The sequence below is a fragment of the Citrobacter sp. 21OH12SH02A-Citro genome (assembly GCF_027919895.1).
GTDB classification, from domain to species: domain Bacteria; phylum Pseudomonadota; class Gammaproteobacteria; order Enterobacterales; family Enterobacteriaceae; genus Citrobacter; species Citrobacter braakii.
Genome location: NZ_CP114801.1, coordinates 4,478,402 through 4,497,546, shown reverse-complemented (window position 1 = coordinate 4,497,546; position 19,145 = coordinate 4,478,402). Strand labels below are relative to the sequence as shown.

16 protein-coding genes and 3 pseudogenes are annotated in these 19,145 nt (G+C 51.9%); 9 read left to right on the top strand and 10 right to left on the bottom strand.

Features of this window, described 5'->3' with window-relative positions; all coding sequences use genetic code 11:
* Nucleotides 1-3 precede the first annotated feature (3 nt).
* Nucleotides 4-687 carry a D-lyxose/D-mannose family sugar isomerase gene (locus O6D90_RS21695; protein WP_016155461.1) on the bottom strand — a complete coding sequence of 228 codons (684 nt, stop codon included), beginning with the start codon at nt 685-687 and terminating at the stop codon, nt 4-6.
* Between the two features lie 517 nt (nt 688-1,204).
* Here O6D90_RS21695 and O6D90_RS21690 point away from each other — a divergent pair.
* The 3 genes and pseudogenes from O6D90_RS21690 to O6D90_RS21680 all read left to right on the top strand — a co-directional run.
* Nucleotides 1,205-2,994 (top strand): annotated as a pseudogene (locus O6D90_RS21690) (type VI secretion system Vgr family protein); the annotation flags it as partial.
* Nucleotides 2,989-3,777 (top strand): DUF2345 domain-containing protein, encoded by a 789-nt coding sequence (locus O6D90_RS21685; protein ID WP_425476445.1) that lies wholly within the window; start codon nt 2,989-2,991, stop codon nt 3,775-3,777. The pseudogene O6D90_RS21690 and the gene O6D90_RS21685, both read left to right, overlap by 6 nt.
* Nucleotides 3,770-4,252, top strand: a pseudogene (locus O6D90_RS21680) (T6SS effector phospholipase Tle3 domain-containing protein); the annotation flags it as partial. The gene O6D90_RS21685 and the pseudogene O6D90_RS21680, both read left to right, overlap by 8 nt.
* Nucleotides 4,253-4,260: 8 nt before the next feature.
* Here the strand turns inward: O6D90_RS21680 and O6D90_RS21675 are convergent.
* Nucleotides 4,261-4,958 (bottom strand): IS1 family transposase gene (locus tag O6D90_RS21675; protein WP_151884388.1). Its coding sequence is split into 2 segments (ribosomal slippage): nt 4,261-4,709 and nt 4,709-4,958, totalling 699 coding nucleotides; the frame shifts between segments, so codons are not numbered across the junction.
* A gap of 56 nt (nt 4,959-5,014) precedes the next feature.
* Here O6D90_RS21675 and O6D90_RS21670 point away from each other — a divergent pair.
* From O6D90_RS21670 to O6D90_RS21655, 4 genes and pseudogenes are all read left to right on the top strand, one after another.
* A pseudogene (locus O6D90_RS21670) lies at nt 5,015-6,643 on the top strand (T6SS effector phospholipase Tle3 domain-containing protein); the annotation flags it as partial.
* A 9-nt stretch (nt 6,644-6,652) separates the two neighbouring features.
* Nucleotides 6,653-7,429: a T6SS immunity protein Tli3 family protein gene (locus tag O6D90_RS21665; protein WP_016155464.1), complete on the top strand. Its 777-nt coding sequence runs from the start codon at nt 6,653-6,655 to the stop codon at nt 7,427-7,429.
* Between the two features lies 1 nt (nt 7,430).
* Nucleotides 7,431-7,691, top strand: a complete 261-nt coding sequence (locus O6D90_RS21660; protein WP_016155465.1) for a PAAR domain-containing protein — start codon at nt 7,431-7,433, stop codon at nt 7,689-7,691.
* Entirely contained in the window at nt 7,688-9,094 is a 1,407-nt protein-coding gene (locus O6D90_RS21655) for a hypothetical protein (protein WP_016155466.1), read from the top strand. The genes O6D90_RS21660 and O6D90_RS21655 overlap by 4 nt, the downstream gene beginning before the upstream one ends.
* A 73-nt stretch (nt 9,095-9,167) precedes the next feature.
* On the opposite strand, the gene O6D90_RS21650 is transcribed toward O6D90_RS21655, so the two are convergent.
* The 3 genes from O6D90_RS21650 to O6D90_RS21640 are packed head-to-tail and all read right to left on the bottom strand — an operon-like array spanning nt 9,168 to nt 12,650.
* Nucleotides 9,168-10,109, bottom strand: a complete 942-nt coding sequence (locus O6D90_RS21650) for an ABC transporter substrate-binding protein (protein WP_016155467.1) — start codon at nt 10,107-10,109, stop codon at nt 9,168-9,170.
* A 29-nt stretch (nt 10,110-10,138) separates the two neighbouring features.
* Nucleotides 10,139-11,134, bottom strand: coding sequence for an ABC transporter permease subunit (locus tag O6D90_RS21645; protein ID WP_016155386.1), 996 nt, complete (start codon nt 11,132-11,134; stop codon nt 10,139-10,141).
* Nucleotides 11,127-12,650 carry a sugar ABC transporter ATP-binding protein gene (locus O6D90_RS21640; protein WP_016155468.1) on the bottom strand — a complete coding sequence of 508 codons (1,524 nt, stop codon included), beginning with the start codon at nt 12,648-12,650 and terminating at the stop codon, nt 11,127-11,129. The genes O6D90_RS21645 and O6D90_RS21640 overlap by 8 nt, the downstream gene beginning before the upstream one ends.
* A 114-nt stretch (nt 12,651-12,764) precedes the next feature.
* Here O6D90_RS21640 and O6D90_RS21635 point away from each other — a divergent pair, with 114 nt between their 5' ends.
* Nucleotides 12,765-15,029, top strand: coding sequence for a hybrid sensor histidine kinase/response regulator (locus O6D90_RS21635; RefSeq protein WP_016155469.1), 2,265 nt, complete (start codon nt 12,765-12,767; stop codon nt 15,027-15,029).
* 69 nt (nt 15,030-15,098) lie between these two features.
* Nucleotides 15,099-15,428 (top strand): DDRRRQL repeat protein YjdP, encoded by a 330-nt coding sequence (yjdP, locus tag O6D90_RS21630; protein WP_016155470.1) that lies wholly within the window; start codon nt 15,099-15,101, stop codon nt 15,426-15,428.
* A gap of 69 nt (nt 15,429-15,497) precedes the next feature.
* Here the strand turns inward: yjdP and phnP are convergent, their stop codons facing one another.
* Genes phnP through phnL form a run of 5 tightly spaced genes read right to left on the bottom strand, consistent with a single transcriptional unit; the run spans nt 15,498 to nt 19,062 of the window.
* A complete protein-coding gene (gene phnP, locus O6D90_RS21625; protein WP_016155471.1) occupies nt 15,498-16,256 on the bottom strand; it encodes a phosphonate metabolism protein PhnP in 759 nt (252 codons plus the stop codon).
* Nucleotides 16,257-16,264: 8 nt separating this feature from the next.
* Nucleotides 16,265-16,699: an aminoalkylphosphonate N-acetyltransferase gene (phnO, locus tag O6D90_RS21620; protein ID WP_016155472.1), complete on the bottom strand. Its 435-nt coding sequence runs from the start codon at nt 16,697-16,699 to the stop codon at nt 16,265-16,267.
* Nucleotides 16,686-17,240, bottom strand: coding sequence for a ribose 1,5-bisphosphokinase (gene phnN / locus O6D90_RS21615; protein WP_271143222.1), 555 nt, complete (start codon nt 17,238-17,240; stop codon nt 16,686-16,688). Before phnN ends, phnO begins: the two co-directional genes overlap by 14 nt.
* A 2-nt stretch (nt 17,241-17,242) precedes the next feature.
* The gene (gene phnM, locus O6D90_RS21610; protein WP_016155473.1) at nt 17,243-18,379 is read right to left on the bottom strand and encodes an alpha-D-ribose 1-methylphosphonate 5-triphosphate diphosphatase; all 1,137 of its coding nucleotides are present in this window, start codon (nt 18,377-18,379) and stop codon (nt 17,243-17,245) included.
* Nucleotides 18,376-19,062 (bottom strand): phosphonate C-P lyase system protein PhnL, encoded by a 687-nt coding sequence (gene phnL, locus O6D90_RS21605; RefSeq protein ID WP_016155474.1) that lies wholly within the window; start codon nt 19,060-19,062, stop codon nt 18,376-18,378. Before phnL ends, phnM begins: the two co-directional genes overlap by 4 nt.
* Nucleotides 19,063-19,145 lie beyond the last annotated feature (83 nt).

Below are 19,145 nucleotides of genomic sequence, written 5' to 3'. Positions count from 1 at the left end.
TGGTTAGCGGAACAGGCGATACTCATTACACAGCACCAGCTGCGCCGGTTCGTCTTCTTCAATGTCGTTATAGCGGGCGATCGGTTGCAGAAAGTGGTTATCGTGGTCGTCGTCATTAACAGAAGAAACCTCGCCGACCAGCACGTCGCCAAAACCTTCTTCCGCCCAGAAGCTGTGATACAGGCCCGGCGGCAGGCAGATGCTTTCACCCGGCGTCAGGCGCAGTTGACTGCCTGCCGCATGGGTTTGCCGACAGCCGTCAATCACCACGCTCACGTCGCTGTCCTCCGTTTGTTCTCGGAGCCCCGCATTCCACAGTTCCACAATTAAATTACCGCCGCCGCGATTGATAATGTCTTCGCGTTTGCGCCAGTGAAAATGCATCGGCGTGACCTGCGCATCGCGAACATGCATGATTTTCTCGGCGTAGCATTTCTCGTAAGGCATTCCTTTCGGCGAGCCATTACGCAGGGTAAACAGCGTTAACCCTTGCGCGGCGAAATTGTTGCCGCCAAACGCGGTGACATCCCAACCGAGCTTAAGGTCGAAAACTTCTCTCCAGGCGGCGGGATCAAGCTTGCGCCATTGGGTCGGCGGGAAACTGGCGAAAGGGGGGAGATGCACGTCGTGCAGAGAGAAAAACTGGCGCGTGTGGCCAAGGATTTCGTTTATTGCTGAGCGTTTCATTGATTCTCCTGTGGCTGATAAGATGACCTTTATGCGGCCCTCTTCTCAAAGAAGAGGGAGAAAATCAAAAGCTTTCCCATGGATAAAATGGACACAATCCGGTTACCTCTCCCTCACAGCAGAATAGGGAATAGTTATATTTTATTGTGTTTTTCTATGTGGTGATGTGATTCATTCAATAAAATGATAAATAAAAAGAGCATTTTCACAAATGTTATTATAAATCATTATCTTAATATGTTTGTTTTTTTAGTCGAATCTCAGTTTTCTGCAGTCATTGGGATGTGAGCGCTGGCGTGTTGCCTCGCGATTAAAAATGAATAATACATCATATAAATAATCTTATTAAAATCTGCTGCTATTGAATATAAAATGTCGTTAGTTAACCGATTGTTTATATATCATAAGTGTACTACGTACTTTGCTAATAACTATTTGTTTAGTTTTAAAATATTTTTTTAGTAAAAAATAACCTTCTTAGTAGTCTTGTTGGTATGCTGATTAAACTTTATTCTTTATGTATTACTGTCTTTCTGCAAGGGATGCGATAATGAAAAAAGGTTCTGGCTTCTATAATCTTGAAGGTATGATTTCAGATGATAGTATAAATAAATACTTATTAACCATCAGAGGGTCGGTAAATTTAGGTGTACTTGATGTTGAATCAATTGACGGAAAGGAAAGTCTAAGTAAACCATATAGTTATAAAATAACATTCACTTCAAAATGTAAAGATATCCCTCCAGAATCTCTTCTTAATATTGAAGCTATGCTACAAATTAGAGCCCCTAATAATAAATGGAGTAAATATGTTCAGGGTTCTGCAATGTGGATCAATGAGCGGCAAATAGAAGGGGTTATTACATCATGTTCACTTATTAGCACTTCAGCGGATGAATCACTGTACGAAATCAGGCTGGAGCATAAGCTTGCATTACTCTCACGACGCAGGCGATCGGCTATTTACCTGAATATTAACGTTCCGAAACTGGTAACGCAGATCCTCAAAGAGCATTTTTTTGCTGATTATGAAATCGACTTTGATAAGCTTCTTTCTACCTATCCTGACCGGGAAATGATCGTACAGTGGGAGGAATCAGATTTAGCGTTTGTCAGCCGCATCCTGTCAGAAGTTGGGATCTGGTTCAGGATTGAAAATCATCATGCGGTTTCGCACATTATGGTGCTTATCTTTAGTGATTCCCAAAGCCGGTACATCTTCGATCAAAAGATTATGCATGCATCTCATGCGGGTCTGACAGCAAATGATTACGCGATCGATAAGCTGGTATCAAAGCACAACCTTGTCTCCGCAGCCGTTAAAGCAAAGAACTTTGACTACCGGCTTGCCAACTCGCTAATACTCAATGCTGATGCCGATGGGGCTGAACAAACATCGACGACGTATGGAGTGGATTATCGTTATGCGGATATTCACCACCAGCCGGGATCGAAATTTGCAGAGGAACAACCGGGCGAATCCAGCTGGTTCTACGCCAAACTGCATCACGAAATTATTCTTAATAATCAATCTATTTTAAGCGGGGTGACCACCAGCCCGTCGATCGCGCCAGGTATGGTGCTTGAAATCGACGGTACTATTCCGCAAGCGTTTACTTCAGGATTTGTGGTAACGGCAATGCGGGTGACGGGGAGGCGTGATGCCGCCCTTCAATCCCAACTGATCGGTATTCCTTACAGTGAGCGCGTTTGCTTTCGGCCGCAGCCACTACCCCGACCACGTATCGTGGGTACGGTTCCCGCAATTGTTTCCTCCCGAATAGACAATGACAAATATGCCCATATCGATGTGCAGGGGCGCTATTGGGTGAAGTTTGATTTTGACCTCGACCAACATAAGCAAGGCTATGAAAGTATGCCCGTCCGTCTGGCACGGATTTATGCCGGTGATACTTATGGTCATCACTTCCCGCTCATTCAGGGGGCGGAAGTTGCCATTGCGTTTGAAGGTGGTGATCCGGAAAGGCCTTTCATTGCCCATGCGCTGCATCATGCTCCAAAGCCTGACCTCGTCACCAGCCGTAACAATACCCGCAACGTAATCCGTACTGCGGGCCACAATAAGCTGCGGATGGAGGACCGACGCGGACAGGAACACGTCAAGTTAAGTACCGAATACGCTAAAACCCAGCTGAACATGGGCCACCTTGTTGATGCTGGTGGTAAGCCGCGCGGTGAAGGCGCAGAACTGCGCACCGATGAGCAGGGGTGTTGAGAGCCGCAAAGGGAATATTGCTGACGACAGAGGCGCAGCCAAAAGCCCAGGGCAAGCAGCTCGACATGAACGCAGTTGTTCAACAGCTACAGGCTGCGCTTGTACTGGCAACCTCTCTTCAGCAGAGCGCCCTGACGGCGCAAGCGTTAAACGTCGAAATGGGGCAACAGCAGCAGCTTAACGCCGCACTTGAACAGCTCACTCAGCCGGGGCTGGTGGCCTATGCCGATCAAGGTATGGCTCTGCTCACACCAGAAACCATGGCGCTATCGGCAAACAAAGATCTGTCGCTGAATGCGGCCAATAACGGCAGTTTTAATGTTTTTAAAAAACTCTCCATGGCTGTCGGACAGGGTTTATCGCTTTTCAGCAGAGCGATCGGGATCAAAATTATTGCCGCAAAAGATGATATTTCCGTCCAGGCGCAGCGTGGTGAAATGGGCCTGCTTTCCGATCAGCATTTTCATATTCAAAGTATGAACGGCAATGTGACCATCAGCGCCAAAAAGAATATTCAGTTGCTGTGTGGGGGTGGCGGTATCCGAATAAATGAAGATGGCTCAGTAAAAATATTCTCTCCCGCTAAAGTGCAGTTGAAAGGCACCACTCTTGACTGGAGTGGGCCGGAATCCGTTAAAGATAAATCCCCCGTTTTTCAGGAAGACCAGTTTCACCGCCGCATTAAATTACATGGTTATGGGAATACGGACGATGTTCTGAAAAAGACAAAATTCAGACTGACTAAGGCCTCCGGTGAAATCATTGAAGGTGTTACCGACGATGAAGGCATGACGCCGTTACTGGATATGACGGAAATGGATGAAATGAAAATGGAGATTTTGCCAAATGAGTAACAGTCCCTTTAATCCGCGAGTCGTGGCGACGGGGGTACAAGGCGTGCCTAAATCCACCGGCGGAAAAATGGCAGTCTGCGAAGTGGCGGTTAAAAACCCTATGCCCTGTATTGTGATCCTTGTTCATGGTGTTAACGATGTGGGCGAGGCGTATCAAAATCAGGAGCAGGGGATCATTGCCGGCCTGAATGAACGTATGGGCCGTACGGATATGTATCCGCATGAATGGCACCAGTTCAAAATGGATATGGGCGATGGCGAACAGCAGCAGGTGAAAATGCCTGGGCGCAGTCCGGTGATCCCATTTTACTGGGGATATAAACCTGTTGATCATGCAACGTATATCGAGGACCAGCGGCGTTATCGTGATGAGCTGGCTAAATCAGGCAGCGCCGCAAAGCTGCCTTACAATGCCTACCAGGAAGATGACGCCACGAAGCTGGCAAAGTTAGGACACATTCCTCAAACGGTAATGACTCCAACTTATTGATAGTGTTTTATGTTCAGATAATGCCCGATGACTTTGTCATGCAGCTCCACCGATTTTGAGAACGACAGCGACTTCCGTCCCAGCCTTGCCAGGTGCTGCCTCAGATTCAGGTTATGCCGTTCAATGCGCTGAGTGTAACGCTTGCTGATAACGTGCAGCTTTCCCTTCAGGCGGGATTCATACAGCGGCCAGCCATCCGTCATCCATACCACGACCTCAAAGGCCGACAGCAGGCTCAGAAGACGCTCCAGTGTGGCCAGAGTGCGTTCACCGAATACGTGCGCCACAACCGTCTTCCGGAGCCTGTCATACGCGTAAAACAGCCAGCGCTGGCGCGATTTAGCCCCGACGTATCCCCACTGTTCGTCCATTTCCGCGCAGACGATGACGTCACTGCCCGGCTGTATGCGCGAGGTTACCGACTGCGGCCTGAGTTTTTTAAATGGCGGAAAATCGTGTTGAGGCCAACGCCCATAATGCGGGCGGTTGCCCGGCATCCAACGCCATTCATGGCCATATCAATGATTTTCTGGTGCGTACCGGGTTGAGAAGCGGTGTAAGTGAACTGCAGTTGCCATGTTTTACGGCAGTGAGAGCAGAGATAGCGCTGATGTCCGGCGGTGCTTTTGCCGTTACGCACCACCCCGTCAGTAGCTGAACAGGAGGGACAGCTGATAGAAACAGAAGCCACTGGAGCACCTCAAAAACACCATCATACACTAAATCAGTAAGTTGGCAGCATCACCTCCTCAAACCACGTTGAAATATCAGAATGATAATTTCGGTAATGTTCTCGACGATGTGTATGCCAAAGGCGGTGGTACCTTTGCGAATGCGACAACCACTATTCCGGATATGTTAGGCCCGGGCTCCGGCGGCCTGACGAATGGCGCTGCAGGATTTGCTTCATTTCATATGAATGGTGGGGATTTTACGCATCCTATTTATGATAACCCTCACCGTATTTATCAGTTTTTTGCCGCGCAGCGGCTGGCCGATTTAATCCTGATGATTCGAAGAGAACCGGCAACCCAATTCGATCCTATCAATATTGTTGCGCACTCCCAGGGAACGATCATTACCATGCTTGCCAATATGCTGGTTAAATCGGCAGGGGCGGACCCCGTTGATTGCGTTATTCTTAATCACTCCCCCTATGCGCTTGAAAATACGTTTGCCGAGAGTGCGACCCCCGGACATCACCAGACGGATCGCGCCCGTCAGCAGACGTTTAAAAATTTCTGTCATTTGATGGCGACAAACGATAAATATGGCAAAGGAGAATACCACACCGGAGCGGAAATTGATGATATAGAAGGCGCAACATGTCTGAGTAAAACCCATTCTCAATGGCGCAAGAATAAGCTCTATACCCGCAATAACTTCGGCAAGGTGTATAACTATTTTTGCCCCAATGACAGTGTTGTCTCATTACTTAACGTGCAGGGTTTTGGCTGGCGAGGCATACCTCACGACATTGCGAGTGGCATAGAGAATTTGCGCCAGCGTGTTTTCTGCGAAAATGGCCCCGATATAGGTTGTAGCCCCCAAAGCGTGCCTTTTGAAATGCCGACGTTAAAAAAGGGAAGTTTTAATCAGGATACGGGTTTTACTAAACAATATACGTTTTCCGATGTTGTGATTAATGGTGAACAACTTCCCGTTACTTTTAAGCATCAACTACAGGGGGGTGAGAGCAAGTATCAATATTCGTTAGAGCCTGATTCCCCCGATCAGGTCATCTCATTTTCTGCAAAAGCCACTACTATTTCCCGTACTGAGACAGATATTAAAAGTCTCAGCGGCGCAGGTTTCGATTTTTTACAGCCAGGTCGGGAATTAACACCAGCAGAACTCACAATGTTCAGCAATAAATATGGTAAGCGTTATACCAAAGGCGTTGTCCTTGGAGGGGGATACAATAAAACCGTACAGCTGATTTATGAAAAAACGGCGGATGAACTGAAAAAAGAATGGATGCACTCAGACCCTGTTGGTTACAGCCAGCATTCCTCTATTGTCATGTCAAAAGATGCCCCAGCGAAAGCAATGGCCTTCGATCTGGCGGTGGGGATATGCAGGGCATTTGATTACGAAAATGGTGAGTTCTGGGTAAAACTACTTCGCCGTGGGGACTGGCGTATGAAGAAAAATGGTCTGCAAAAGACTGTTGATTATTATGATACGGGTATCCTGAATAAAGCAGATACAAAAGATTATATGAATAAACCCGATGATATCTTGCCAAAGGGGAAATTTGGTGTGGTTAACGAGTTCTATCATTCAACTACAGTTAAACCTGCCAAGTATAATGAAATATATAATACAGAGATTTCCAATCTGCAATGGGATATGCCTGAGTCGCTTAACGTTTAAGGATAAATAATGAAAATGAGAAGTATGTTAAAAATAATAATCGGAGCAATCTCGCTATGCGCCGTCTCTGCCTGTACAAAATCACCCTCACAGATTATTTATCGATTTGATGATAACCGCTATCTGGAATTGAAAGGCTTCAATTGTGATGGCGCGCTTTGGTATCATGATACCACACGAAATATTCACAAAGAGTTAATTGATGGTAAATTTGCTTCCTTCAGAATTTTCACTGGGGCCTATATCCACCCATCCGATAAATATATATTCATTCCAGACTGGGAACCAACGGCTTATCTGATATCCAAAGACTATGGTCAAACATGGCGGGTCGCAACCTATATGGCTTCTTTCCCGGCGCTGGAAAGAAATTCAGATGGGGTAATGCGTGATTATCCGGAAGGAAAAGAAATCAAAAGAGTGGTGGTGGTCAATAATCAGGCATTTATTACCACTTCGCAGAATCATTTGTATATGAGTTCATACCCTTTTGACGATCCGCGTCTAAAACCCGGCGGGCCGGGTATAGATTATAAGTTCTTTGATGACACGTATTATCTCTACAGGCCAGGTAAACATAAATCCAAGGGTAAGTATGTAGACGCTCATATGAGACCTGAATCTCCTGGTGCGGCGTGGGGGACGGTCGTTTTTATGAAAGCTGCTTTAGCCCATTTAACGGAGGGTTATAAGGCAAATTATCAAAACCTGCCCGACAAAGAACCAGAGGTGGTGGGCTATAAGGGATGGACCCGGATGCGCTGTGACCTGGATGCGGGAAAATAATATGAAAGGTGTAATCAGGCTAAATGACCCGCTGGAAAACGGTGGGTATGTGAACAAAGCTTCTGGTAGCAAGTTTATGGGAATTCCTGTCGCTTTAATGGGGGATACTGTTCTTTGTGTTGCGCATAAAGGGACCTTTCCCATACTTGATTTTGAACCAACCTGGACAATGGACGGTAGAGGCGTTGTTGTGGATGGGTGTAGGGCTGCATGCGGTTGTGCAATAAAAACCACTCTGCCAATGGCGGGGACAAGCAAATGAGTAAATGGAAGATACCAAACAAGAATCCCTATCAAGACCCAGGAAAATTCCCGCTAAATATTATGCTGGTTATTAGCTGTGCTATATTCTTGTTATGTATGATGTACTATATATTAAACTGGTTTCAGGAAAAGAAAGTTGCTGATGATTTGACATGGAATGCAATAGTAATCCCTTCTCTAATAGTGTTAGTAATCTGGTGTGTGGTGATAATCATTCACGGTATAATATCTTTTCCGTTTTATTATGCGGGTTACCTTGAGCAGTATGGTATGTATAAGTGGAAAAACTGGGCAATACAGGCATTGCCTCTTTTAGACTATTCATCAATTCTCCCGGTGCCTGAACTGGCATTAAAAATTCAGAAACTAGAAGGGGAAGCGCCAGCAGGTTCTGCAACGCCGTTACGAATTGATATCGAAGTTGATTCAATGGATGACGCCAGAGTTGATAAAGTGCTAAGCCGGTTGATAGAACCACTCAAGAATTCTCTTGTCAAAGAGTATCGTCCGTTTAATACCTGGTTGTATGTTAAGGGTGCGGATGACACTATCGGCAATAGTTTCAGGGCGGTACTCGCAAGTCTGGGCATCTCCAGCAATAAGGTCGGAGACGTTAATATTCTTCATGATTGTCCGGATTATTCATTAATCAATGGTTGGGTTGGCCTAAATATTTCTGAAAACAACCTGGTTATTACAGTTGAATTGCACAATAAAAATAATTCTGATTTTTTCGAAAGTGCTAATGCCTTTATTTTTACCAATGCAAAATTGCTTGAAGATAAAGACACACCTTTATATTTATTGCGTATGATGGACAGTACTCCATATTATCTTGATGAAATCGTAAGTGCATATTTATCTGCTCAACAAGTGGATGTGAGTAAAATTAAAAAGATGTGGTTCAACTCATTGGATAAACAGTCAAAATTCGTAATGTTTAGTGGGGTGGAAAACGCAAAAGTGAACATTTTGGCCGATAGTCGATATGAACTGGAAGCCGTTACTGGGCAAAGCACAGAGGTTCAGCGTTGGGTTGTATTGGCGTTGGCTGCGGATGCTGCAAAATATGGTCAAGGACATCAGTTATTCGCCAGTGCATCCGCAGGCACGATTCAAACCGGAATAATAACTGCTAAATATCCAGGATGTTGGCCTGCACTTGGTAAGCTCGATTTCGGGAATTATTGGAAAATCATAATTGTTTGCGCAATTATTTTATGGGGTATAGGGTTTGTAAGTCTCGTGCCAACGGAAATGTTCAATAATCATCCCTGGTATACGTTTACTCCTTTAGTTATCGGCATTCTGGTTATTTATACGGCAATTATGATTTATTCTTTGATAGTGAGTCAAAATATAGAGCGGGAAATGGATATTTATTACTCTCAGTTTTTATGAGGTAAGCGCCCTGACGGGCGCTCATACTTCTTTTACTCTCTTTGCGGCAGGAGAGCATCAGTCGGTTAAGGGGTTATTTCACCGTCCAACCCTTATAGCTGCCGACGTTGTTTTTATCGATCATCGTCACCGGGATCAGTACGGGCTCTTTCGGGGCGGGTTTCCCCTGCAATATGTCATAGCCGATTTCGACCGCTTTGGCAGCCATCACCTGCGGATCTTGTGCAGGCGTCGCCACAAATAGTGAGTTTTCCCGCTTCAACGCTTCTTCAGCGTCTGGCGATCCGTCTACGCCGACAATAAAGAATTCGCTACGTTGTGCCTGTTTTGCTGCCAGATCGGCACCGATCGCCGTAGGATCGTTAATGGCGAATACGCCGTCGATCTTCGGATTCGCCGCCAGCAGCGCGGTCATGATCTCCAGTCCGCCTTCGCGACTGCCTTTGGCGTTTTGGTTATACGACAGCACCTTGATATCCGGGTGGCGTTTAAACTCGGTCTGGCAGCCTTCCACGCGGTTCTGGACGGCGGAAACCGGCGGCCCGTTGATAATGACGACGTTGCCTTTCCCTTTCAGACGGCCGGTAATGTATTTACAGGCCATTTCACCCGCCTGGGTGTTATCGGAGGTAATGGTCGCATCTGCGCCTTCCGCCGCTACGTCAACGGCAACCACCACAATCCCTGCGTCTTTCGCGCGTTTTACCGCCGGGCCGATGCCTTTGGAGTCGGCGGCGTTAAGGATAATCATGTCGACCTTGGCGGCAATAAAATTGTCGATTTGCGACACCTGTTGTCCCAGATCGTAGCCGCTGGAAACCAGCGTCACTTTAACGCTATCACCCGCCAGTTTGCGTGCTTCCAGCTCCGCGCCTTTGGTGATCTGCACGAAGAACGGGTTGGCCAGATCGCCCACCGTAACGCCGATCGATTTCAGTTCTTTTGCCTGCACAAACGGAGCTGCAGCAAGCAGTGCGCCAGCACAGAGCGCGGTGACTAAGGGCTTCAATCTCATGCTGTATTCCTCGAAGTAAGATGTTGTTGTTATGCACTTTGATGGTGTCGGGTACGGTATTTGTCGATCAGTACCGCTATGATGATCACCGCCCCTTTGATCACCAGTTGCCAGAAATAGGAGACGCCCATCAGCGTCATGCCATTATTGAGCGTGGCGATAATCAACGCCCCTACCAGCGTGCCGGTGATGGTACCGATCCCCCCAACAAAGCTGGTACCGCCGAGGATCACCGCCGCGATGGCGTCCAGCTCGTAACCCATGCCTAAGTTGCCGTTGGCGCTGTATAGCCGTGAGGCGCTCATCACCCCGCCAAGACCTGAGAGCACACCGCTCATGCCGTAGACGAACAGCAGCACCAGCCACACTTTGATACCGGTTAAACGAGCGGCCTGCATATTGCCGCCGACCGCATAAATATGAACGCCGAGTGTGGTGCGCCTAAGAATGAACCAGCACATCACCACCACCGCCAGCGCAATGACCACTAGCCACGGAACCGGACCAAGATAGTTGTTACCGATCCACTCAAAGCTGATATTGGAATTGATCACCGTCGTGCCGTCGGCCAGCAGGTAGGCCGCGCCGCGCAGCGCCGTATACGTTCCAAGCGTGACGATAAACGGTGGCAGTCCGGCAAAAGCAACCAGCGCGCCGTTAAACAACCCCAGCACCAGACCGAGCATCAGCGCCGCCGGAATCGACAGCATGGCAAATTCAGGGATTAGCGAAACGACCATAGCCGCGACGGCGGTGGTGCCGAGAATCGAGCCAACCGAGAGGTCGATCCCGCCGGTCAAAATAATGAAGGTCATGCCTGCCGCCAGCACGATGTTGATCGACGCCTGGCGGGTTATATTCAACAGGTTGCTTTCGGTAAAAAAGTTTGGCGCGATAAAGCCAAACACCGCCACTATCAGGATGAGAATCGGCAAGATGCCGACCGTTTGCATCAGATCGCTCATCAGCAATTTTTTCGCGGAGGCGGATTTCGCCACCTGCTGGGGAGTGGTTGGATTATTCATGGGACACCGCCTGATGATGGGAGTCGTTCACGCCGGTTGCCAGCGTCATAATATTTTCCTGGGTAATACTTTGCCCGTTCAGCTCACCTGCAATGCTGCCTTCCCGCATGACGTACACGCGATCGCTCATACCGACGACTTCCGGCAATTCGCTGGAGATCATCAGGATCGCCACGCCTTTGCGCGCCATGTCGTTCATGATCCGGTAGATCTCGCTTTTGGCGCCAACGTCCACGCCGCGCGTGGGTTCATCGAGGATCAAAATGCGTGGGCCGATCGCGACCCAGCGTGAAATCAGCAGCTTTTGCTGATTACCGCCGGACAGCCCGCCCGCGCGTACCTGGGCGTGCGGAACGCGGATGTTGAGCAATTGGATGGCGTCATCGGAAATAGCCTGCGCCTTTTTGCGATCGAGCATGCCCCAGTTGGCGTCACGTTCCAGCGTCGCCATGGTGATGTTCTCTGCTGCCGCTAGCTCTAAAAACAATCCCTGCTCTTTGCGGTTTTCCGTCAGAAAGCCAATGCCGTGGTCAATCGCCTCGCGAGGGGAGTGGATCACCACCGGTTCACCGTCTACTTCAATCATGCCGCCGATGGCTTTACGCACGCCAAAAATCAGCTGAGCCAGTTCAGAACGCCCGGCGCCGACTAACCCGGCAAGTCCGACGATCTCCCCGGAGCGCACCAGCAAACTGCACGGCTGGACTTTATGGCCGTCGGTCAGGTGGTGGACGTTGAGGCGCGCTTTACCTAAGGGAATATCGCGCTCTTTGTTGAACAAATCGCTTAACGGTCGGCCCACCATCATGCGCACCAGCTCAGAGGCGTTGAGTTTGTCGCGGGTCAGGCTGCCAACATATTGCCCGTCGCGCAGGACGCTGACGCGGTCCGAGAGTTCATATACCTCCGCCATGCGGTGGCTAATGTAGATAATCGCCATCCCCTCATCGCGCAGGCGCATGATCAGTTCAAACAAGCGGTGGGTTTCACGTGAGGAGAGGGCGGCAGTGGGTTCATCCATCACCAGAATGCGGCTGTTACGGTGCAGGGCGCGGGCGATTTCCACCTGCTGCTGTTCGGCGATGGTCAACGTCATCACGCGATCGCTGGCCTTAAACTGGGCGCCGAGCCGGTCGATGACTTTTTGCGACTGCATCACCATCTCTTTACGTTGGACCAGACCGCCGCGCGACAGCTCGCTGCCAAGAAAGATATTTTCCGCCACCGTCAGGTTCGGCGCGAGCTGCATCTCCTGGTAAATCAGCGTGATGCCTGCGCTGAGCGCGTCTTTTGGCCCGCGAATGTGAAACGGCTGACCGTCGATCAGGATCTCACCGCTGGTGGCGGTATACGCGCCCGCGAGGATCTTCATCAGGGTGCTTTTCCCCGCGCCGTTCTCCCCCATCAAGGCATGAATCTCACCCGGCCAGACCGTTAAATCGACCCCTTTCAGCGCGTAAAATTTACCAAACGCTTTGGCAATGTTGCGCATCTCCAGAACCGGTGTCCTGCTCATAGCGGATCTCCTGTGGGTTGGCCGATATCAGCAGTCCATCACAGGAATGTAAATGCAAAATGTCAGAAGCCGTTCATATTTGTCATATTGCGATTTTTCTTCACGGAGCGTGATATGCCGCAACCAGGACGTCACTTTTTCGCCAGTGCGCGCGGACGATTGCTGTTCTTCAATCTGCTGGTGGTGACGGTCACGCTGATGGTAAGCGGTGTGGCGGTGCTGGGGTTTCAGCATGCCAGTCAAATCCAGGAACAGGTGCAGCAGCAAACCGTTGACGACATGACCGGCAGCATGAACCTGGCCCGGGATACGGCGAACGTGGCGACGGCGGCGGTACGGCTGTCGCAGGTGGTCGGCGCGCTGGAATACAAAGGTGAAGCGGAGCGGCTGCAGGAGACGCAACGGGCGCTGAAGCATTCGCTGGAACAGTTGGCCACCGCGCCGTTGGCGCAGCAGGAGCCGGCGCTGGTCGAGCGTATTATTCAGCGCAGCCAGGAGCTACAAAGCAGCGTGGAAGGTATGCTGCAGCGCGGGCAACGGCGACATCTGGAACGTAACGCCCTGCTCAGTTCGCTGTATCAGAATCAAAGTTATTTACGTCATCTGCAAAAGCTGACCGGCGCGCAGGATTACGTGCTGCTGGGGCAGATAGACCGCTTAATTGTTGCCGCCATTGAAACACCCACGCCGCGTTCGGTGGTGAAACAACTGGACGGCGTGATGCCCGCGCTGCCTGTGCAAAATAGCAGTCCGCTGATTACCAACATCCTCACCGACTTCAACCAGGAGTTGCATAAGCTGGAGCCGCTCTCTTCTGCGCTTGAGCAGAGCGATTTGGCGATCAACTGGTATATGTTTCATATCAAAGCGCTGGTGGCGATCCTCAACAGCGATATCAACCGGTATGCTTCGCAGGTGGCGCTGATCTCCGAACAGCGGGTAGCGCAAAGCCATCAGGAACTGCAATCTGGCGCGTTGTTTATTTTGGTATTTGCGCTGTTGGCGGTGGTGATCACCGGTTTTGCCGGCTGGTATATCTACCGTAACCTCGGTTCTAACCTGACGGCCATTTCGCGGGCGATGACCCGGCTGGCGCACGGTGAATCGGACGTTAGCGTCCCGGCCTTGCAGCGGCGCGATGAGCTGGGCGAGCTGGCCCGCGCCTTTAGCGTCTTCGCCCGTAATACGGCATCGCTGGAGCACACCACCCGACTGCTAAAAGAAAAAACCAGCCAGATGGAAATCGACCGCACCGAGCGCCAGGGGCTGGAGGAAGCGCTGTTGCACAGTCAGAAACTGAAGGCGGTAGGGCAACTGACGGGCGGATTAGCGCATGATTTCAATAACCTGCTGGCGGTCATTATTGGCAGCCTGGATCTGGTGAACCCAGACTCTCCTGACGCGCCACGGGTCAATCGGGCGCTAAAAGCCGCCGAGCGCGGGGCGCTCCTTACCCAGCGGCTGCTGGCCTTTTCGCGCAAACAGTCGTTGCATCCCCATGCGGTGGAGCTGAAAACGCTGCTGGAAAATTTGGGCGAACTGATGCGCCACTCTCTTCCGGCTACGTTGACGCTGGAGATTGAAGCCCAGTCTCCCGCCTGGCCCGCGTGGATTGATGTCAGCCAACTGGAGAACGCCATTATCAATCTGGTGATGAATGCCCGTGACGCCATGGACGGGCAGGCGGGCACGATTAAAATCCGTACCTGGAATCAGCGGGTCACGCGCAGCGATGGGCGTAAGCAGGATATGGTGATGCTGGAAGTTGCCGACCAGGGAAGCGGGATGTCGCAGGAGGTGAAAGCTCAGGTCTTCGAGCCGTTTTTCACCACCAAACAGACCGGCAGCGGCAGTGGGCTGGGGCTGTCGATGGTCTACGGTTTTGTACGCCAGTCCGGTGGTCGCGTGGAGATTGAAAGCGCCCCTGGGCAGGGAACGACGGTCAGATTGCAGCTTCCTCGCGCGGTTGTGCCGGTGCAGACACCGGTGGAGCCAATCGCACAGCACACCCCGACTCGCGGTGAAAAACTGGTGCTGGTTCTCGAAGATGAAGCCGATGTGCGCCAGACGTTATGTGAGCAATTACACCTGCTGGGCTACCTGACGTTAGAGGCCGCCAACGGCGAACAGGCTATGCATATGCTGGCGGCTTCATCCGAGATTGATATTTTTATCAGCGACTTAATGCTGCCCGGCGGTTTAAGCGGTGTGGATGTGATTAATCATGCGCTGGCACATTATCCACAACTGAACATCCTACTGATTAGCGGCCAGGATTTACGTCCGGCGCATAACCCGGCGCTGCCAGATGTGGCGTTATTGCGTAAGCCCTTCACCCGGGGAGAACTGGCGCAGGCGCTGCGGCATTCGCGTAATTGAGATTCCTCCGCTACCCGCGCAAATACGCTTTGATTACCGTGGGGCGAGTTTCTTGATGAGGCTGGTTTTATGCAACGCTCCGCGACATTCTTACTTTTCACTCTGCTGATGATGACCACCGTATCGGCGCAGGCGGATATTATCGATGACGCCATCGGCAATATTCAGCAGGCAATTAACGACGCCTACAAACCGGACAGCGGGCGGGATTATGACGACTCTCGTGATGAAAGCTGGCAGCGACAGATGAGTGACGATCGTCGCAGACAGTATGATAATCGCCGCCGCCAGTTTGAAGACCGACGCCGCCAACTGGATGACCGCCAGCGCCAGCTCGATCAGGAACGGCGTCAGTTAGAAGACGAAGAGCGCAGAATGGAAGAAGATTACGATCGTTAGCGCAATCTTTCGCTGGCAAGGTTATAGGGGGCAGAGACCTGTTAACAAGTGTTTTAGTGCGATGTAAACCTACCTCAGCACAATTTCCATTCCGTCATACCCGGCTTCGAGCCCTGTCGGTAGCGGATTCTCCATCATCCACAAATCAAACTGATGACTGATATGCGTCAGGATCACCCGTGGGCAGCGGATAACCTCGTTCAAGGCGATAACGGTATTTACATCGCTGTGATTACGTGGCGGCTCGGCGCGCGGGGCGTGGCTGCAGTCGATGATAATCACCTGAGGCTGGTTATTGTGGAGAAACTTCAGCGTCTTGTCGGGAAGTCCGGCGGTATCGGAGAGCCACGCCACGCGGCTGTGCGCGGTCTCCAGCAGATAGCCAAACGTCAGCTTTGAGTGGTTGAGCGGGAGTGGCGTAACCTGCAACCCTTGCAGGTTAAACACCACGAATGGCGCGACGGTATGGCTAAAATCGAGGATGCCAGGGTGCTTAAACAGATCGTCGCATCCCTGTTCATCCGGCGGACCGTACACCGGGATAGTCGCCCCCACGCCCCAGCGCAGCGGAAACAGCCCCTGCACGTGATCCATATGGTAGTGGGTGAGCAGAAACTGCTGGAAGCTGCCTGCTGGCCAGTCGTCCATCAGATGCGGGATCCCCGCGTCCAGCAGCGTCAGCGCATTGTTAAATTTGACCACCCCGCTACAAGGGCGTCGACGGTATTGCGCCTGTAAGCGTGCTCGTTGGCAGGCCGCACAGTCACATCCAAATGCTGGCACCAGTTGCGCGCCGCCGGTTCCCGTCAGCGTAATGGTCAGACTCATGGCTCCCCCTACAACGGTTTGGTGAAGCGAAAATGGCTCATGGTATAGCCTTCGCGCTGGTAAAAGCGGTGCGCGTCAAGGCGTTGGGTACTGGTAGAAAGCTCGGTTATTTCTGCGCCCGCTTCGCGCGCGGTGGCTTCGGCCCAGGTCAGTAACTGACTACCCACTTTTAGTCCTCGCGCCTGTGGCATCACCACCAGTTCCTGGATCTCGCCAATCCAGTTGGCGTGGTGCAGATGAAACTGCAGGTGCAGACCGATCAAGCCGACGACCTGTCCGTCGAGCAGCGCCAGCTGGTAGTGCATATTGGGATCTTGCAGATTTGCGGCGTAGCCGGCGCTAAAGGCCTGCAGGTCGAATTGGCCCTGTTTCAACTCACAGATAAGCGCGTAAACCGCATCGGTATCGTATAGCGTGGCGCGGCGTAATTCACAGACAGACATGTTTCTTCTCCTTGCGTCCCATCAGGGTGAGCAGTGTATCGACAGACTGTAGCAAACTTCCATCATTGTTCAGGACGTGGCAGTCATACGGCGTGTAGCGCGCCGCGCGTTCAAGGCGGGCAGCGATTTCCGTTTCGCTCTCCCGCCCACGTGCCTGCAGGCGCTGGCGTAAAATGGCCGGGGAAACCTGTAAGCAAATGGGAAGTAAAGAAGCGCCGTAACGGGCCTGCGCCTGGGGCAGATGCGCGCGCGAGCCGTTGACCACCACATCAAAACCGGCGTGCAGCCAGAGGTCAATCTCTACGCCGACGCCGTAATAGAAGCCGTTGGCATACCAGCTCAGCGCCAGCAGGTTCTGCCCGGCGCGGGTAAAAAACTCTGGTTCGCTGAGGGCAATATGGTTTTCATTCCCGGCGTTGGCGGCGCGGGTGATGTAACGGTGCGCCACCAGCAGTTGCGCAGGTTCCTGCTGGCGAAGTTCTGCCAGTAGACTGTCCTTACCGGAGCCAGACGGCCCCATCAGCCAGATCAGTTTCCCCATAGTCAGAATACCCTTTTGCCCTGACGCCAGACGTGGTCGATATGGATGTGATCGCCTTTGCGATGCGCCAGCACCAGATCCGCGCGTTTACCTTCGGCTACAACGCCACGATCGTCGAGATTTAATGCCCGCGCCGGATTGCGGGTCACCAGACGAATGGCCTGCGGCAGCGTAAAGCGGTTGGCGTCATCGTCTGCCACGCGAAATGCCGCATCGAGCAGGCTGGCGGGGTAGTAGTCGGAGGAGAGAATATCCAGCAGCCCCAGCTCAGCCAGCTTATGCGCCGCAACGTTGCCGGAGTGAGAACCGCCGCGCACGATGTTGGGCGCGCCCATCAGCACGTTCATGCCATGCTGGCGCGAGGCCTCTGCGGCGGCAAAGGTAGTAGGAAATTCGGCGATCACGCTGCCAAGTTGATGCGATTCCAGCACATGATCGCAGGTGGCATCGTCATGGCTCGCCAGCGCTATCTGGCGCTCACGACACATCTGAGCAATCGCCGTGCGGTTGGGTTGCGACCAACGTGCAGCCAGAGCTAACTGTTCTTCTTCGTAGCGGGCCATTTGCTCGTCGGTAAGTGAATACTTGCCCTGATAGTACTCGCGGTACTTCTCGCGATTGGCGAACTGACGCTGGCCGGGGGAGTGGTCCATCAGCGATACCAGCGTCACCGGCTCACGACCGACCAGTTTTTCAAACAGCGGTAGGGTGGTGTGATGCGGCAGCTCGCAGCGCAAATGCAGGCGGTGCTCGGCGCGATTGACCCCGCGCTTTTGCGTCTCTTCCACCGCGTTGATCATCTTCTCCAGATTTTCCAGACGGTCGCCACCGTCGCGCACATCGCCAATCGCCACCGCGTCCAGCACGGTGGTAATGCCGCTGGCGACCATCAACGCGTCGTGGCTGCTCATCGCCGAGTGGGCGGGCCAGTCTACCTTCGGGCGCGGGGTGAAAAACTTGTCGAGATTGTCGGTATGCAGCTCGATAAGCCCTGGCAGCAGCCAGCCGCCTTCTCCGTCCATCGCTTGGGCCAGTTGGCTCTGACTTTCGGCAAAGGCGCGGATCGTTCCGCCCTCAATTTCCAGCGATCCTTGCACCACTTCATCTTCCAGCACCAGCTTTACATTATTGATAATCATGCTGTTGTTCCCATCAGGTGCAGGCGATCCGCGACGCGGTCGCGCACGGTTTGATCGTGAAAAATGCCGACAATTGCCGCGCCGCGGGCTTTCGCTTCTTCAATCAATGCGACGACGGCGGCGCTGTTTTTGGCGTCCAGCGAGGCGGTGGGCTCATCGAGGAGTAGAATTGGGTAATCGACGATAAACCCTCGGGCGATATTGACGCGCTGCTGTTCGCCCCCGGAAAACGTCGACGGCGCCAGATGCCACAGCCGCTCCGGCACATTCAGGCGGGTAAGCAGGTTAGCCGCTTTGGCTGCGCACTCCTCGCGCGACACGCCGAGATCCAGCAGCGGCTGCATCACCACATCCAGCGCAGAAATCCTTGGGATCACGCGCAGGAACTGGCTTACCCAGCCGATGGTTGAACGGCGAACTTCCAGCACTTTACGCGCCGGAGCCTGCACCAGATCGACCCATTCGTCGCTGTGGCGGATGTGGATGTGTCCTTCATCCGGCAGGTAGTTGGCGTACAGCGAACGCAGCAACGTGGATTTGCCGCTGCCAGAGTGACCGTGCAGCACCACGCATTCGCCGTTTTTAACTTCCAGCGTGGCGTCTTGCAGCACCGGCAGACGCACGCCGTTTTGCTGATGCAGTACAAAGGTTTTACTGACGTTTTCAACGCGAATCGCGTTCATTTTTAGCCTCTTTAAGCATTTTTGCGTTCGATTGCCTGATGGCGCTTCGCTTATCAGGCCTACAACCGATGCCGATCCGTAGG

Coding starts and splice junctions, on each gene's coding strand:
- O6D90_RS21695 (WP_016155461.1), bottom strand. CDS start 687: ATGAAACGCTCAGCAATAAACGAAATCCTTGGCCACACGCGCCAGTTT.
- O6D90_RS21685 (WP_425476445.1), top strand. CDS start 2,989: ATGAACGCAGTTGTTCAACAGCTACAGGCTGCGCTTGTACTGGCAACC.
- O6D90_RS21665 (WP_016155464.1), top strand. CDS start 6,653: ATGAAAATGAGAAGTATGTTAAAAATAATAATCGGAGCAATCTCGCTA.
- O6D90_RS21660 (WP_016155465.1), top strand. CDS start 7,431: ATGAAAGGTGTAATCAGGCTAAATGACCCGCTGGAAAACGGTGGGTAT.
- O6D90_RS21655 (WP_016155466.1), top strand. CDS start 7,688: ATGAGTAAATGGAAGATACCAAACAAGAATCCCTATCAAGACCCAGGA.
- O6D90_RS21650 (WP_016155467.1), bottom strand. CDS start 10,109: ATGAGATTGAAGCCCTTAGTCACCGCGCTCTGTGCTGGCGCACTGCTT.
- O6D90_RS21645 (WP_016155386.1), bottom strand. CDS start 11,134: ATGAATAATCCAACCACTCCCCAGCAGGTGGCGAAATCCGCCTCCGCG.
- O6D90_RS21640 (WP_016155468.1), bottom strand. CDS start 12,650: ATGAGCAGGACACCGGTTCTGGAGATGCGCAACATTGCCAAAGCGTTT.
- O6D90_RS21635 (WP_016155469.1), top strand. CDS start 12,765: ATGCCGCAACCAGGACGTCACTTTTTCGCCAGTGCGCGCGGACGATTG.
- yjdP (WP_016155470.1), top strand. CDS start 15,099: ATGCAACGCTCCGCGACATTCTTACTTTTCACTCTGCTGATGATGACC.
- phnP (WP_016155471.1), bottom strand. CDS start 16,256: ATGAGTCTGACCATTACGCTGACGGGAACCGGCGGCGCGCAACTGGTG.
- phnO (WP_016155472.1), bottom strand. CDS start 16,699: ATGTCTGTCTGTGAATTACGCCGCGCCACGCTATACGATACCGATGCG.
- phnN (WP_271143222.1), bottom strand. CDS start 17,240: ATGGGGAAACTGATCTGGCTGATGGGGCCGTCTGGCTCCGGTAAGGAC.
- phnM (WP_016155473.1), bottom strand. CDS start 18,379: ATGATTATCAATAATGTAAAGCTGGTGCTGGAAGATGAAGTGGTGCAA.
- phnL (WP_016155474.1), bottom strand. CDS start 19,062: ATGAACGCGATTCGCGTTGAAAACGTCAGTAAAACCTTTGTACTGCAT.